14 protein-coding genes are annotated in these 15607 nt (G+C 43.9%); 6 read left to right on the forward strand and 8 right to left on the reverse strand.

Translation table 11 applies throughout. The features are described from left to right. Positions 1-13 precede the first annotated feature (13 nt). Positions 14-214 carry a hypothetical protein gene (locus AACU28_RS02435; RefSeq protein ID WP_004732016.1) on the forward strand — a complete coding sequence of 67 codons (201 nt, stop codon included), beginning with the start codon at positions 14-16 and terminating at the stop codon, positions 212-214. A 231-nt stretch (positions 215-445) separates the two neighbouring features. Here AACU28_RS02435 and malK read toward each other — a convergent pair whose 3' ends face one another. Next, positions 446-1558 (reverse strand): maltose/maltodextrin ABC transporter ATP-binding protein MalK, encoded by a 1113-nt coding sequence (malK, locus tag AACU28_RS02440; protein WP_004732014.1) that lies wholly within the window; start codon positions 1556-1558, stop codon positions 446-448. A gap of 665 nt (positions 1559-2223) precedes the next feature. Between malK and malE the strand changes: the two genes are divergently transcribed. The 3 genes from malE (at position 2224) to malG (ending at position 5963) form a co-directional block, all read left to right on the forward strand. Continuing rightward, entirely contained in the window at positions 2224-3408 is a 1185-nt protein-coding gene (malE, locus tag AACU28_RS02445) for a maltose/maltodextrin ABC transporter substrate-binding protein MalE (protein ID WP_121602268.1), read from the forward strand. Positions 3409-3489: 81 nt separating this feature from the next. Beyond that, on the forward strand, positions 3490-5061 hold the full coding sequence (malF, locus tag AACU28_RS02450; protein ID WP_102561636.1) for a maltose ABC transporter permease MalF: 1572 nt from the start codon (positions 3490-3492) through the stop codon (positions 5059-5061). A gap of 11 nt (positions 5062-5072) precedes the next feature. Further along, the gene (gene malG / locus AACU28_RS02455) at positions 5073-5963 is read left to right on the forward strand and encodes a maltose ABC transporter permease MalG (protein WP_017081399.1); all 891 of its coding nucleotides are present in this window, start codon (positions 5073-5075) and stop codon (positions 5961-5963) included. Positions 5964-6546: 583 nt separating this feature from the next. On the opposite strand, the gene AACU28_RS02460 is transcribed toward malG, so the two are convergent. The 4 genes from AACU28_RS02460 to AACU28_RS02475 form a co-directional block, all read right to left on the reverse strand. After that, entirely contained in the window at positions 6547-6819 is a 273-nt protein-coding gene (locus AACU28_RS02460) for a hypothetical protein (RefSeq protein WP_017079795.1), read from the reverse strand. Positions 6820-7053: 234 nt separating this feature from the next. Beyond that, positions 7054-7557 carry an acyl-CoA thioesterase gene (locus AACU28_RS02465; RefSeq protein WP_004732005.1) on the reverse strand — a complete coding sequence of 168 codons (504 nt, stop codon included), beginning with the start codon at positions 7555-7557 and terminating at the stop codon, positions 7054-7056. A 428-nt stretch (positions 7558-7985) separates the two neighbouring features. Beyond that, on the reverse strand, positions 7986-9623 hold the full coding sequence (locus AACU28_RS02470; RefSeq protein WP_121602269.1) for a peptide ABC transporter substrate-binding protein: 1638 nt from the start codon (positions 9621-9623) through the stop codon (positions 7986-7988). A gap of 194 nt (positions 9624-9817) precedes the next feature. Beyond that, on the reverse strand, positions 9818-10711 hold the full coding sequence (locus AACU28_RS02475) for a DMT family transporter (protein WP_004732002.1): 894 nt from the start codon (positions 10709-10711) through the stop codon (positions 9818-9820). Positions 10712-10809: 98 nt separating this feature from the next. Here AACU28_RS02475 and AACU28_RS02480 point away from each other — a divergent pair, with 98 nt between their 5' ends. After that, positions 10810-11598 carry an AraC family transcriptional regulator gene (locus AACU28_RS02480; protein ID WP_032546831.1) on the forward strand — a complete coding sequence of 263 codons (789 nt, stop codon included), beginning with the start codon at positions 10810-10812 and terminating at the stop codon, positions 11596-11598. Positions 11599-11698: 100 nt separating this feature from the next. On the opposite strand, the gene AACU28_RS02485 is transcribed toward AACU28_RS02480, so the two are convergent. The 3 genes from AACU28_RS02485 to AACU28_RS02495 all read right to left on the reverse strand — a co-directional run bounded on the left by AACU28_RS02485 (position 11699) and on the right by AACU28_RS02495 (position 14131). Next, complete coding sequence (locus tag AACU28_RS02485) at positions 11699-11863, reverse strand: hypothetical protein (protein ID WP_259462588.1); 165 nt, start codon at positions 11861-11863, stop codon at positions 11699-11701. A gap of 14 nt (positions 11864-11877) precedes the next feature. Further along, a complete protein-coding gene (locus tag AACU28_RS02490) occupies positions 11878-12087 on the reverse strand; it encodes a hypothetical protein (RefSeq protein ID WP_017094616.1) in 210 nt (69 codons plus the stop codon). Positions 12088-12292: 205 nt separating this feature from the next. Further along, positions 12293-14131, reverse strand: a complete 1839-nt coding sequence (locus AACU28_RS02495) for an alkyl sulfatase dimerization domain-containing protein (protein WP_259462589.1) — start codon at positions 14129-14131, stop codon at positions 12293-12295. A gap of 408 nt (positions 14132-14539) precedes the next feature. Between AACU28_RS02495 and AACU28_RS02500 the strand changes: the two genes are divergently transcribed. Beyond that, the gene (locus AACU28_RS02500; protein ID WP_017091762.1) at positions 14540-15580 is read left to right on the forward strand and encodes an alpha/beta hydrolase; all 1041 of its coding nucleotides are present in this window, start codon (positions 14540-14542) and stop codon (positions 15578-15580) included. Positions 15581-15607 lie beyond the last annotated feature (27 nt).

Here is a 15607-nt window from a genome sequence, read left to right on the forward strand (position 1 = left end):
TTAGGTAAGTATCATGAGCGATTTTGAAAAAGAACTAGAGCAGATGACTCAAGAGATGGGCGATGAGCCAGAAGTAAAACTGCCATCAATTGAAGAGCAAAAAGCGATCGTTGCTGAATTTAAGCGACTAGAAGCGGAAGGCAAACTAACACCAGAAGTGTTAGAAAAGCATTTTGGCCAGTTCAACAAAACAAGTGATACGCCAATCCACTAAGTTTCTGCAGGGCCAACCTATATCGTTTAGATAGGGTGGCTTTTTAGCTCAAACAAATAAAGGTCTAGCATCCGCTAGGCCTTTTTTATTGCCGCTCGAAAAAGCTAACTGAGCGGTGCGCAAGACTAAAACATCAAAGCGAAAGTAGTTGGCGCCTTTAAACAAAAAATCCCTCTTACTTGGTAAGAGGGATTCGATATGGGCAAGTTATATCTTAAAAAGGCGAACCGATTAGTCGGTGCCGTACTCTTTGTACAAGCGACGGCATGCGCGACCATCGCTATGGAACAAGTGACAACGGTGCGCAGGAATACCAATCGCTAGCTTGTCACCAGACTCAATCGTCAACGTGTCTGGTTGGCGATAAATAACGTCAGCATCAGCACTTTCGAGGTTTAGGTACACTTGTGTTTCGTTACCTAGTTTCTCTACCATCATCACTTCAGCTTCAATCGTCGCATCACCTGTTTCAGCAGACAACAAGTGTTCAGGACGAACACCTAGAGACATACGGTCACCAGCATTGACAGTCGTACCATCAACTGGGATCCAGAAAGTCATACCGTTAGAAAGTTGAACTTGTACGCGTTCTGCTTCAGCTTGCTCGATGTGAACCGACATAAAGTTCATCTTCGGCGAGCCAATAAAGCCTGCCACGAAACGGTTTTTAGGGTAGTGGTAAAGATCAAGAGGTTTACCCACTTGAGAAACATAACCGCCATCAAGAACAACAATCTTATCGGCCATTGTCATCGCTTCCACTTGGTCGTGGGTAACGTAGATCATGGTGCATCCAAGTTGACGTTGTAGTTTAGTGATTTGCGAACGCATTTGAACACGCAACGCAGCATCTAGGTTAGATAGAGGCTCATCAAGTAAGAATACGTTTGGTTGAGAAACCAGAGTACGACCGATAGCAACACGCTGACGTTGACCACCAGATAGGGCTTTAGGCTGACGCTCAAGAAGGTGACCAAGCTGAAGGATTTCTGCAGCATGTTCAACACGCTTATCAATTTCAGCTTTGTTAGCGTTCGCTAGTTTCAGGCCGAAAGACATGTTGTCGTAAAGGTTAAGGTGAGGGTAAAGCGCGTAAGATTGGAATACCATACCTACGCCACGCTTTGAAGGCTCAACGTCATTCATGCGTTGGTCGCCAATGTACAAATCACCAGACGTAATGTCCTCTAGACCTGCGATACAGCGTAATAGCGTCGATTTACCACAACCTGATGGTCCAACGAATACTACGAACTCACCTTCGTTGATGTCTAAGGTTACGTCCTTAGAAATCTGTACATCACCATATGATTTATAAACGTTTTTTAACGTGACACTCGCCATCTAGCTAGTCCTCGATCGATCAAATTTTAAGTTTTACTGCTTATCATTATAAGAAATTTTTGGGTCAGCAGTAACTGTAGGAATTGGTAAGTATTGAATGAGTAAGAAAAAAAGTGGGTGAGACTTGGATTCTTTAACCAAGCCCACCCGTCATAGCCAAACTGGTGCCTATTTCCCCCACATCCAGCTAAATCTCCCCCGTGATTCAATCACAGATTTAGCTCGATGCTTAATAAAGACAACAGCGGGCAGTGAAGCCAACTAAATGAACAGTGCGGTTACACACGACATTCGCTGGTAAAGGGTTCTTACTATCCACTCTTGGATGGATGCAGTTTCGGTGAATTGGCGCAATGGTACATCCTCCCAATGAAAATTTAACGAGGGGGAGTAGTAGGGGAGGAGTAGATAAATGGGGTTATTAATAATTGGCGATCCAGTTCAAATAAATCCACCCCATAACGGTGATGTTGATCACGATGAGTATGGATTTTGTGATTTCAGTCTCTAATCTGACCGGATGGCGATCACGAAATTAAGCCATAATAGCTAGGGCGTAGTGGCTAGGATGATGAGTTAGAGTCTATTTTCTCAGATCATAAGCCCTGAAAACTGGCTCGTCTTGGTAGATGTGCCCTACGTATAAATATAAAAAGGATATTCACATGAAAAACGCTCTAAGCGCTGTAGCTCTAGGAACATTAGTTGCTCTGGGTTCTTTTGGTGCAAATGCTGCTATCGAAGAAGGACAACTAACTATCTGGGTAGGTGGTGACAAAGCTTATGAAGGCATGGCTGAAGTAGGTAAACGCTTCGAAGAAGACACTGGTGTTAAAGTAACAGTGGCTTTCCCTGACAAACTAGAAGAGAAGTTCTCTCAAGTTGCAGCGGCTGGCGATGGCCCAGACATGATCTTCTACGCACCCGACCGTTTTGGCGGCTATGCAGAAGCGGGGCTTCTTGTTGATATCAAACCTTCTAAAGAAATTAAAGAAGGTATCGTAGACTTCGCATGGGACGCTGTTTCATACGAAGGTAAAACAATCGCTTACCCAGTAGCGGTTGAGTCAGTTTCTCTAATTTATAACAAAGCGCTTGTTCCTAACCCACCTAAGTCTTGGGAAGAAATCCCAGCACTTGATGCTGAACTTAAAAAAGATGGCAAAAAAGCGATCATGTGGCCTCTACGTGGTGGCGCTTACTTCACATGGCCTCTACTTGCAGCTGACGGCGGTTACGCATTCAAACAGACTGCAGAAGGTTACGACATTAAAGATGCGGGCGTAGCGACTGAAGGTGTTCAGAAGTCTCTAGGTTTCATCGAGAAGATGGTACAAGACAAAGTTATCTCTGCAGACATGGATTACTCAGTTGCTGAGTCTGAATTTGTTGCGGGTAACGTTGCAATGACAATCAACGGCCCTTGGGGTTGGGAAAACATCAAGAAAGCTGGCGTAGATTACGGCGTAGCAACTTTACCTAAGTTCAACGGTAAAGCGTCTAAGCCTTTCGTTGGTGTATGGGCTGGTGGTATCAGCACTGCTTCTCCAAACCGCGACCTAGCTGTTGAGTTCATGGAAAACTACCTACTAACTGATGAAGGTATGAAGAGCCTGAATGACGACAAGCCACTAGGCGCTGTTGCTCTTAACTCTTTCCAACGCCAACTAGACAGCGACACTCGTATTGCAGCAACAATGGACAACGCGATGAATGGCGAAATCATGCCTAACATCCCTCAGTTCACAACGTTCTGGTACAGCATGGAAGAAGCGATCGGTAACGTAGTTGACGGTCGTCAAACAGTAGACCAAGCACTAAAAGCTGCTGAAGGTCGTATGACTAAGTAACAACCAAGCACTACCTTTTAAGGAGAGGGTAACCTCTCCTTACTTTTCTATTTTTTATCTATATCGCTAGCAGGTTCCTCTATGCAGTCAGTTCAAGGTACAGATGCTATCCCAGCACCATCAAGCCTTCTAGGCAGTAAAAGCGTCTTCATCAAATGGGGGTTGCTTGGTAGTGTTGGCTTAATTAACGGCTACGCTACAATTCTAATGTATTCACGCGGTGAGCTTGCTTTTGCGCTGCTTACTGTGATTTTAACGGCTTTGGCACTTTACATTTTTGGCAGTAAGAAAACTTACGCCCACCGTTATATTTATCCGGGTATTGCCGGAATGATCTTGTTCATTCTTTTCCCATTGGCTTATACCGTCGGGCTTGCGTTCACTAACTACAGCGCAAAAAACCAACTATCTCTAGAGCGTACTCAAACCGTTCTTTTAGATCGCTCATTCCAAAGCGGTGATAGCTACCCATTTACTTTGTACAAGACTGATGACGGTCACCAGATCGTTGTGAAAGATGGCGACCAGCTGTTAGCAACAGACGTATTTTCTTTTGAAGATATGAGTGCAACAGAGATGGACCTATCTGCAATTGAGTCTGCACAAGGTGAGAAAGAGAAGATCAAAGCGATCATCCAAAACCGTTCTGCGATTAATGCGGTTGATTTCCATCTGCCTAACGGCGACGACATCCGCATGAGTGGCTTACGTAAGTTTGCTTCTGTTGCTCCGCTTTACACGCTACAAGACGATGAACAAACGTTAATCAACAATGAAACGGGTGAAGTTCTCAAGCCGAACATGGAAGAGGGTTTCTATCAACCTGTTGATGCCAATGGTGAGTTTACTGGTAACACAATCTCCCCGGGCTTTGTGGTTAATATTGGTACACATAACTTTGAACGTGTTTGGAAAGATGATGGTATTAAAGAACCATTCATCAGCATCTTTATTTGGACGGTGATCTTCTCGGTATGTACCGTAGCGTTCACGCTTGTTATCGGGCTTGTACTTGCGAATATCGTGCAATGGGAAGAGCTAAAAGGTCGTTCAATCTATCGTGTTCTACTGATTCTGCCTTACGCAGTACCAGCATTCATCTCGATTCTTATCTTTAAAGGTCTATTCAACCAGAGCTTTGGTGAGATCAACATGGTGCTTGAGAATATCTTCGGCTTAAGCCCGAATTGGTTCTCTGACCCAATTCTTGCGAAAACCATGGTGTTGATGGTTAACACGTGGCTAGGTTTCCCTTACATGATGATTCTATGTATGGGTCTACTAAAAGCGATTCCTGATGATTTGTACGAAGCGTCAGCGATTGATGGTGCGAACTTCCTTGATAACTTCAAGCGTATTACATTCCCATTGATGATTAAGCCGCTTACACCGCTATTGATTGCAGCGTTTGCCTTTAACTTCAATAACTTTGTAATGATTCAACTATTGACGAACGGTGGCCCGAACATGATTGGCACCTCAGAGCCAGCGGGTTACACAGACTTGCTTGTAAGCTACACCTACCGAATTGCATTCGAAGGCGGCGGCGGTCAAGACTTTGGTCTAGCAAGTGCAATCGCAACGCTTATTTTCCTATTGGTTGGTGGACTTGCGTTACTAAACCTTCGTTTCACTAAACTGTCTCAAGATTAAGGAGCACGACAATGGCTATGGTACAAGGTAAAGGCCTTAAATACCGAGTGTGGGCAACGCATGCAGTGTTGTGGTGCTTCTTGGCAATGATTATCTTCCCACTACTGATGATCATCGCTATCTCGTTCCGTGAAGGTAACTTCGCAACAGGTAGTTTGATTCCCGATAACCCATCACTGGAGCACTGGAAATTGGCTCTTGGTATGTCGGTAACGAATGCTGACGGCTCGGTGACACCACCTCCATTCCCAGTACTAACGTGGTTATGGAACTCAATTAAAGTCGCGGGTGTGACGTCGCTTCTTATTGTGGCATTGTCTACAACATCGGCTTATGCATTTGCTCGTATGCGCTTCAAAGGTAAAGAAACTATCCTGAAAGCGATGATGATTTTCCAAATGTTCCCAGCAGTACTGGCTCTAGTCGCTATTTACGCGCTGTTCGACAAGCTTGGTCAATACATCCCGTTCTTAGGCTTGAACACGCACGGTGGTCTAATCTTCTCGTACTTAGGCGGTATCGCACTGCACGTTTGGACGATTAAAGGTTACTTTGAGACGATTGATAACTCGTTGGAAGAGGCTGCTGCACTGGATGGTGCAACGCCTTGGCAAGCATTCAGATTGGTTCTATTACCACTCTCTGTGCCTATTCTAGCGGTTGTGTTTATTCTTTCGTTCATCGCAACAGTAGGTGAAGTGCCTGTAGCGTCTATCCTTCTAACCGATGTGAACTCTTACACGCTAGCGGTAGGTATGCAGCAATACCTATATCCTCAGAACTACCTATGGGGTGACTTTGCGGCAGCGGCTGTACTTTCAGCACTTCCGATTACTATCGTGTTCTTACTTGCTCAACGTTGGTTAGTTGGCGGTTTGACGGCAGGTGGTGTAAAAGGATAAGCTGTACCCTATAAGAAAGACAAAGAGCGACCTTATAGGTCGCTCTGTATTGGCATTTTTATTACATCATTTGGTTTGGCCGCCGATCAGTAATAAAAATAACCCTCAGGTTACGCATAGCTGGCTACTAATCTGGTTCCTTACGCTATTAATGATTAGTGGTTTTTGTAACTCTAACCCAGGTATTTACTTGGGTTTTTTTATGCCTGCTACTTTTTGCTTTCTACTTTGTCCGGATGTTCGTTTTACCTGTCAGTTTTTGTGCTCATATCTGCTTTAGCCACTAAAGTTTCGAGTCACTTCTCTCCCGAACCTCTCCTGCCTCATTCCTTTTACAGGATGGCATGAACGAGTCTCACAAATCAGACACTCAGTATAAGGGGCAGTTGCTCTATTGATATATTGCTAATATTTCAATGCGTGATACTTCAATGATTTGTATGCAACGATTAGCCTGATTGCACAGAAAATGTCTATAACGGCAGGCTACTGTTGATGCATTGTGAATGGCTATCACTCGTAGTTATTGGTTTGCTTGGAAGTATCTTTAGATTCAAAGATAAGAGGGAATCGGATGTTGAGGTTAGAATTCTCTACTAGAAGGAGCACAGCCAAGATGCTGCAACAGCACATAGATGCTTTCTTGATCGAGTGCCACACGACGAAATAGATCCGCAAACGTCTGGTCACCACCAAAACAAGTTTGGATGTAGTGGTTAATTTCGTTGCTGTCGTAGCCTTCGACGTACAAAGTTCTAACCCATTGGTACTCAACCGCCTTTAAATTGTTCAGTGTAGATTCGCTAAGAGTGGGACGTGTGACGCTCAAGAGTGGCTCCAGGAAATTCAAATACATCCATTATGATTGGCGGTATTTAAACAGAGCAAAATGACGACTTTATTACAGTCAAAATAAATCCGCGAACAAGTGTCGATTCATTTCAACCTTTGGCTGGGCATCACGGTCTCATAGGTTGTATTAGATCTACTGAGGCTTTGCTTGCAAAGAGCGAGGGTATTAGACCAACCAATGCCAAGCAGGTGCTTGGCATTGTAATAAGGTCTTGTAGTGTAGAGTGGTTGGTGAAGTTTACTTAAGGTACTTTACGTGTGCTTCCATCTCTTCACCGATCTGTTTTCGCATGTTCATTAGGCGAATAGCCGAATCTCTTAATTCGATGTCTTCTGGTGTTTCTGGCACCCACTCCGGCACCTTAGTCGGGTTACCATTTTCATCAACAGCGACCATAATAACGATACAGTGAGTCGTTAGGCGGTTGTTGAGTTCTTTAGGGTCGCTGGCTTGAACGTCGATAGCGATGTGCATAGAAGATGAACCGGTATAGATGACCTTCGCACTTACCTCTACAAGGTTGCCAACATGGATCGGAGCTACGAATCGAATCCCCCCTGCGTAAGCGGTAATACAATATTTACCACTCCACCCAGCAGAACAAGCGTAGGCTGCTAAATCGATCCACTTCATTGCTGCACCACCATGAACTTTACCACCAAAGTTCACATCCCCAGGTTCAGCTAAAAAACGCAGAGTAACGTCTCGTTTACCATCTGGTCGGTTATTGTTACTGCTCATCTATCTTCCTTCATTATTATTGCGCTGTATAACATGCTTGTTACTTGCTAATAACAATATACTTAAGATGACATAAATTAAAGCGGTGTTTCTCACGATTAAGACTATTTTTTCAAACAGGTGACGAACGGATGAATATTGATGTTTAAAGGCGGTAGAGGCGAGTGGCAAACGCGGATGAAGCAAGATTGAGCAGGTGCCTAACCATATTGAGTAAGAACCAATAAATGTTGAGCTGACAGCTAGAAAGATCGATTGCAAAAAAAAACACCTAGCGTAATGCTAGGTGTTTCTAAGCCGTTTGGTACTCATTGCGGTACCTTATTTTGTTTTAGCCAACTAACCGCTGTTTATCTGGTTTAGTTAAATTATTTTAGTCTTTTTACCACTAAAGTGGTAGTTAAAACTATTTGTTATTCAGCTCATTTTTACTCTTGAATAAAGTATAGATCCTTCGCGTAGATATTTCCTTTCGGATTATTGTTAGGGAAGCCTTTGAGAGTATTTCGCACTAATCGGGTGTGATTGTAATGATATAAAGGCATAACTGCTGCAGATTCGTTAAGTAGCGATTCAGCATGCTGGTATAAAGTAAAGCGTTTAGACTGATCTTCCGTTTTACTTGCTTGCTGTAAGAGCTCATCGTAATCGGGATTACAGTAGCCACTCTCATTTGCTGTGTGATCACAAGTGAACGCCTCTAACAGTGCAGAAGGCTCTGGGTAGTCTCCAAATGCCCATGAGCGTGCAACTTGATAGTCACCAGCGCCTTTTGCCGCAACATACGCTTTCCACTCCATGTTTTCCAATTCTACCTTCACACCCAGCGGCTTCCACATCGATGAAATCGCTATTGCTATCTTTTTGTGATTTTCACTGGTGTTATAAGTCAGTGTGAATTTGAGTGGGTTGCTCTCGTTGTATCCAGCGTCAGCAAGTAGTGTTTTGGCTTTTGTTAAACGCTGCGTGCTGTCTAAAGAATTGAATTCGGATAAAGGCGCTGTGTAGTCAGGAATATTATTCGGCGTCACGCTGTATGCTTCTGGCTCACCTTGACCTGTAACTTTCTCGACAAGAATCTCACGATTGACGGCCATGCTCAGTGCTTGGCGTACTCTTACGTCATCAAACGGTGCTTGACGTGTATTGAATGAATAAACGTAAGAGCCCAATAGAGCTTGCGCTTTGATTTGCTCAGGGCTTTCTTGGATTAATTTTTGGTAGTACTCAAGCTGGACACGATTGGTCATATCAATCTCACCAGCTTGGTAACGAATCAGCTCGGCATTTTGAGAAGATAGACCGAGATAGGTTACCTTATTGATGACTGTCGATGTGTCATCCCAATAGTTTGGGTTTCTCTCGACTTCAACGTATTCGTTAGGCACCCATTTACTCAAAGTGTAAGCACCGTTGGTCGCGATATTTTCAGCGCGAGTCCATTGGTCGCCTTTCTCCTGCACCAATTTAGCAGGCAGAGGGAAAAAGGTCTTGATGCTCATTAGACTCATAAAGTAGGGCGTAGGTTTTGAAAGTGAAATCTCAACCGTGCGCTCATCTAATGCTTTTATGCCAAGCTCAGAGGGAGCTTTGTCTCCTGATAGAATCTCGCTAGCGTTCACGATGTTAGCCGTCGAAAAAACAAAACCCGTGTTGTTACCTGTTTTAGGAGACACAGCGCGCTGCCAACCAAAGACAAAATCGGATGCTGTGACTGGCTCGCCATTCGACCATTTGAGGTTCTCTTTCAATACAAACGTCACGGTTTTGCCGTCTTTGCTGATAGACCACTCTTTGGCTTGCCCTGGGATGATTTGCCCATCACTGTCCTCAATCACAAAGCCTTCAAACATATCATTGACGATAATGTCACCGGGCATACCTGAATTTACGAAGCTTGGGTCTAGTGTGTTGGGCTCTGCGCCATTACCACGTACAAAATGTTGTTCCTCAGCTAATAGTTCTTCAGCTAATGGCACATCAGCAGGAACAGTGGCAGAAAAACTTGAAGCAGATGACAAAGCAAGCAGGGACGAGATGATCACAGGGAGCGTTGGTTGAGTCATTGTAATTCCTTTTACAACTTAAACAGTACTTAATACATTAAACCTGAGTCGGTAACATGTTGCAACCACAATGAACGCGTATTAAAAGCATTTGAAAGGCTTGTGAATAAAACAACAGTGCCTACTTCGGAAGTAGGCACTGTAAGAAAAGTGAGTTTGAATATTTACCCTAATGTGAGCGTTGGGTAATGCGTTTAGCTTTGTTGAGGGAGAGGAGCCTCAAGCCTTGGTTTTCTTTTGATTTGAGCAAGAATGACACCTGAAATCACCATAACACCACCAATGATGTGGAACTGGTTAATCTCTTCGCCAAGCCATGTCGCGGCTAATACGATCGCAACAACCGGAAGCAAGTTCATGAACATCGCGCTTGAGTCAGCACCAATGGTGTCAATCGCTTTCACCCACATCCAAGGCGCTAAGATTGAAGCGGCAACCGCGGCGTAAGCTATCAATGGGATCGCTTGTTGCGGTGGTAAAAGCTGTTCGCTGGTAAGCCAAAGTGGCGTAAGCATCGCGACAGCAAACAGACCCTGAATGTAAATCACCACCCAGCTACTGATGGGCATTTTCCAGCGTTTCAATAGCACACAGTAAGACGCATAAACAAAGGCCGCAATCAGCATATAGCCATCGCCTTGAGTCAGCTCTTGATGCATGAAGAATAAAGGATCGCCTTTACCTAACATCAGAGCTAAGCCTGACAGTGACAACACACCACCCACAATACTCAAACTAGAAATCGACTTGTGCAACAAAGGAACGCTTAGAAACACACTGATCAACGGGACTAAAGACGTGATCAATGCCATGTTGGAAGCGGTTGTGGTTAAGCCGGCGTAGTAGCCTAGAGATTGGTTCAACACCATGCCCAAAAAGCCGAGGAACGCTAATTTCGATAGGTTTGGCTTAATGACAGCCCACTGCTTCATCACCGGGCGAATACAGAAAGGCGTGAGAATTAACATCGCAAAAAACCAACGGTAAAAACTCATCGCGCTAGGTTCTATGGTGCTTGCAGCAAGCTTGTTGACGATTGCATTGGCGCCCCAGATACAGACTGTAAAAAATGGTAAGAGATAATGCATGTGAATTCCGTGGCGAATGAGTTGATGCGGCTAGTTTGACAGGTCGTTATATTTACAAGTATCTTTAGAAAGACATCAGGCGCGATAGGAAGACAAGTTTGAAAAAACAGTCCAGAAACCTTCATCCATCCTTATCAATTGATAAGGCACCATCCAACGTATTTATGAATTTTGAAGCGTTTCTTTCGAACACTGAAACCCGAGTTCATAGCCACTCATGGGGACAGGTTCAATTGATCAGTGGCGGTATATTAGAGATGGAAGCGGAAAGCACCCGATTTCTAGCACCACCACATTTGGCGATTTGGGTACCGGCCGGGGTGATGCATTGCAGTTATAACCGTAAGCCTTTGGACTACTGTTCGCTAAATATCGCCCCAGAACTCACGCAACACCTGCCAGATAAAACCAGCCTTATAAAGATCACGCCGATTGTGTCTTCTATCATCGATGACTTTCGCGAGCGTGGAATCAATGTTGCGGAAAAAGAACAAGATCAAAGGCTCGTTCAGGTACTGCTTGACCAACTTGCGCAGCGTGAGGTTGAACATCACTTCTTACCTTCGACCGACAATAAGTACCTCGCGCCCATATTGGCTTCTGTTGAAGAAAACCCAACCGACGAAGTGACACTGAAAGATTGGGCTGAACGTGTCCACACCACGGAAAGAACCCTTTCTCGCCACTGCCAGACGGAGCTCGGAATGAGCTTTACCGAGTGGCGGCTACGAGTACGCTACCTTTACTCAATGGACTTGTTGAGAAACGGCCAATCGGTTAAAGAGGTCGCTCTTACATTGGGTTACAACCAAGCAAGTCCATTTATCACCATGTTCAAACGTTACGCGAACCAAACGCCAGAGCAGTATAAGAACCGTTTGTTGTAGCTCGGTCTTGTTGCCAAAAGAACGGATGTTTGCGCTAGTTAGTGCGTAGATAGACCACAAGTGAATAGATAGACCATAAGTGAATACGTGCAGTATGAGCTTATGGAATCGCCCCTAACAGCCCATATATTTCGCTCTGTTGTTCGGTGACATCCTCATAGTGTTGGTTCAATAGAGCACTGTTGCTGCCGACCTTGAACAGCATGTACGTTTCTCCATCGACCTCGAACCAATTGAACGTTCCATGCTGGTTATACGTGGTCATTGTTTTGTTTATCCTCATGAAATATACATCAGCAGCGCAAGACATGCAGACGTACATAAGCCAAAGAAAGAAAAGAAAAACCACGAGCCTAATACTGTTTTTTCTTTTCCTACCTCTTCATTACTTTGTTGCCAGCCAAGTTCACGAACCTGAGCTTTTGTAAGATTTAAGTCTAGTTTCTCTATGTATCTGTTGAGTTCGTCATTGTGTACTGAGCTAATCATGTTCTATCTCCCCTAATCATTTGATTGGTATTTTAGGGGAGCTCAGTGTTTGGTTAAATTAGATATTTTGTAACAAGCGTTTAGATAAATAGAACACGATGAATAGCAAAAAGCCTCCGTCGTGGAGGCTTTGGTTAAAAGTGGTTTAGTCCATGGCTATCGCTATGTTTAAGCCCAAAAACTAAGTCTATGTCGAAGCTCAAGTCTAAGACTGTGATGGCGATACAAACCGGGTTTTCGATTCGTTTAATTGGTCAAAGAGGCTAAAGAATCCTCTCACATCATCTTTGTGGTTAGTGCTCACGTCAGCGCTTTCTAGCATTTGATCTAAGCTCTTCTCCCCAACAAAGTACTCTGCCCAAGTGCGTTTAGATACGCTGATTTCAAGGTCAGCTTGGCGATTGTAGTCTTCGGTGTCTGAGATAAACTCAGCGACAGTGCTACGTACATGCAATCCCATTGTTGGGGCATCCGAGTCTTTTATCGTAATTGCCATCATTTGGTCTTCCCCATAGCTTGCGATTGGGTCTAGACGCACTCGAAATTGGCCCACCAACGTCTCGGCTGGGGATCCTATGATTGAATTAGCATCTGAAAACACCACGCTTGGTATTTGGACTTTTCCTTCTAATTCAAGAGCCTTGGTTAGATACCAAGATCGGGGGATTGATGCCTCTGTTTGGTAGCCCATTTGTCTTAATGTGTCTGCCAAAAGCTGTTTAGCTTCTTCATCGTTCGGGACAACACGGACTAAGTAGCCGCCTAGTTCTGCTGACCATGCGAGTTCATTGTTGGCAATAGTCTTGTTTAGCTCTTGTTTTACCGCGTCTACTCCCCCAAACCCTTCAATGATTTTCTTAGCTTGAAGGTTCGGCTCAATACGGTTCAAGGTTTCAGCTTCACCGTTAAACCAACCAAGCGCATGGTAATAGATGTTTTTCGGATAATAAGAAAACTCACCATAAGTCATCTGGTTATGGGGTAATTCGGCGAGATCTTGTGGTAACTGAACCGAGTAGGTTAACTCTTCAGGTGTTTTACCTTGTAGAATCCCTCGAATAGTTTGGTCATAGAGGTACATAATTCCATCATAGTAACCGTTCAATGTGGTTTGGATCTCATAATGGCCACTGAGTGGTTCAGTGTGCGTGTTGATAAGATGTTCTGGATTTAAGTCTCTGATAAGGCGGATACCTTCAGCCCAAACTGTCGGATCACGATACACTGAACCTCTTAATGTGTAGAAGTTCGGGTAAGTTGGCCATAGGTGGTTGTTGAGTACCGTTTTGGACTCAGGCAGATAGACGATCACTTGATCGTCGGTATCACTATCAAAGTCGGTGTAGAAAACCATCTCGACACCATCAACCGTCATTGTTTGGCCTTGTGCTACAGGAGTATTTACTGGCACAAACCCTTGTGTTTTACCTATCGGTGTTGGTGATTTTGCGTCAGGCCCCTCAGCAGGCAGAAGCACCGAAAATTGCTCATAGGCACGGGCTGTTAGCGTTGGTGATAATTCAGGAATCGACGCACCTAAGCCGCCGCTTTCTAGAACGTTTTTGTTGATCTCTGGATGACCAATCACTTTGAGCTCGCCATCAAAGGCTTGTTGAATCGCTTGTGCACCAAATACATAATGAGAATGGCTATAAATGACGGTGTGGATCGGCTTTTCACTAATGTGTTTGCGTACTAATTCCAAGATCTCCGTTGCTTCTTCAATGTCGTCACCAGAGTCATAAATGATAAGGCCAGTTTCGCCCTCAATAACTGTTTTGTAGCCGAAATGATAGCCAGTGATTGCCCAAACTCCATCTGTTACTTGTTTGATGTACGCCTCTTCAGGCTGAGTCTTTGCTACGTTTTCTATCACCGAAGCATTCACTACTCCGCCATTGTTATACTTAGTCAGCACTACTTCACTGTCGTTATATACGTTTTGTGGAGAGGTAAACATCGTGTCTTGAGCGATGGCAGTTGCGCTTAATGAAGCTGTCAGAATGAATAGCTTGATTGATTTTGTTGTTGAATTAAGTTTCATTGGTTTTCTCATGGTTTAATACTGTCCGAATTAATTCTGATGACCGATACTAAATTTAATGTTCCTCTTACTATTTTATTTATTAAACTAGTAAGAAGTTAAATAAGTGATTGAGTGTTGTCTTTTTATATTGTTTAGCTATTTAAACGCATAACCAATATAAAGAAGAAAACTAAATAGCCTGTTAATACCATACTTGCTGGTAAGTATTTCATGTAAGCTCCTTATCTTTTCTTCATTTAATATCGCATTTGATTTTTAGACTTAGTAGGAATTAGAGAAATTCATTATTGCTACTTAGCTATAATCAAATTTGAATTTCTCTAATTCATAGTGCTAATGGGTTCGGACGTGAATAATAGCCTCAGTTCGCCAATCACGGCTTTTAGAATCATTACCGGAGTTACTATGAAAACCAAATCACTACGCACTGTTATTCCTGCATTGCTACTCAGCTTATCAAGCACAGCGGCGTTCGCTGGAATGGAACTGCAAGAGCGAAAGGTTCCGACCCCAGCAGGTATATCGACAGAGTTTGCTCAGTTATTTGAGAACAGAGTTATCTCACCGGCAATTCCTGTTCCTAACAACACGGCAGAGTGGTTGGCGTTACAAGCCCAATTCGATGCGCCAGGTATTAAGATTGCTCAACAAGCTCTAGAGCGCTTGGACGTTACTTATGAAGCTAAGCAGTTTGCCGGAGTCGATACGTTCTTTGTTACGCCGAAGAATATCGCCCCTGAATACAAAGATAAGTGGCTAGTACATATCCATGGTGGTGCATTTGTTTTCGGTGGGGGTGAATCAGCTTTACGAGAAGCTATTTGGGTTGCGAACGGGCTTGGTGCACAGGTGATCTCTGTTGACTATCGTCAACCGCCACTGCATCCATTCCCAGCGGCAATTGATGATGCAGTTGCAGTATGGAAAGAGCTAATAAAAACTCAATCACCAGAATCAACAGCGATTTTTGGCACATCCGCAGGCGGTAACTTAACGTTAGCAACGACACTTAAACTGCAAGAGCTCGATCTTCCGGCACCTGGCGCATTGTTTGTTGGGACCCCTTCCGTCGACCTTAAAGAGACATCGGATTCATGGTTAACGATGCAAGGCTTAGACCCTCTAGGTCAGCGAGAAGGGCTGATTGAGGGCACTTTCGATGTCTATGCTGGTGGAGAAGCGCTTGATAATCCTCTTATTTCACCAATATACGCTGATATTGATGAATTCCCACCAACGATATTCATTTCAGGTACTCGAGATCTCTTGTTAAGTGATACGGTTCGTATGCATCGATTATTACGTAGTGCAGACGTAGAAACTGACCTGCATATATATGATGGCCAATCTCATGGTGATTATATGAGTGGTATCTTAATCGATATGCCAGAGTCTGAAGATGCTATTAATGAGTTAGGCCAGTTCTTTAATAAACATATCAACTAGTTTATTTCAGCAAGCTAATATTGAATC

Origin of the sequence: Vibrio sp. SBT000027, assembly GCF_963894355.1 — a bacterium.
GTDB lineage: Bacteria > Pseudomonadota > Gammaproteobacteria > Enterobacterales > Vibrionaceae > Vibrio > Vibrio splendidus.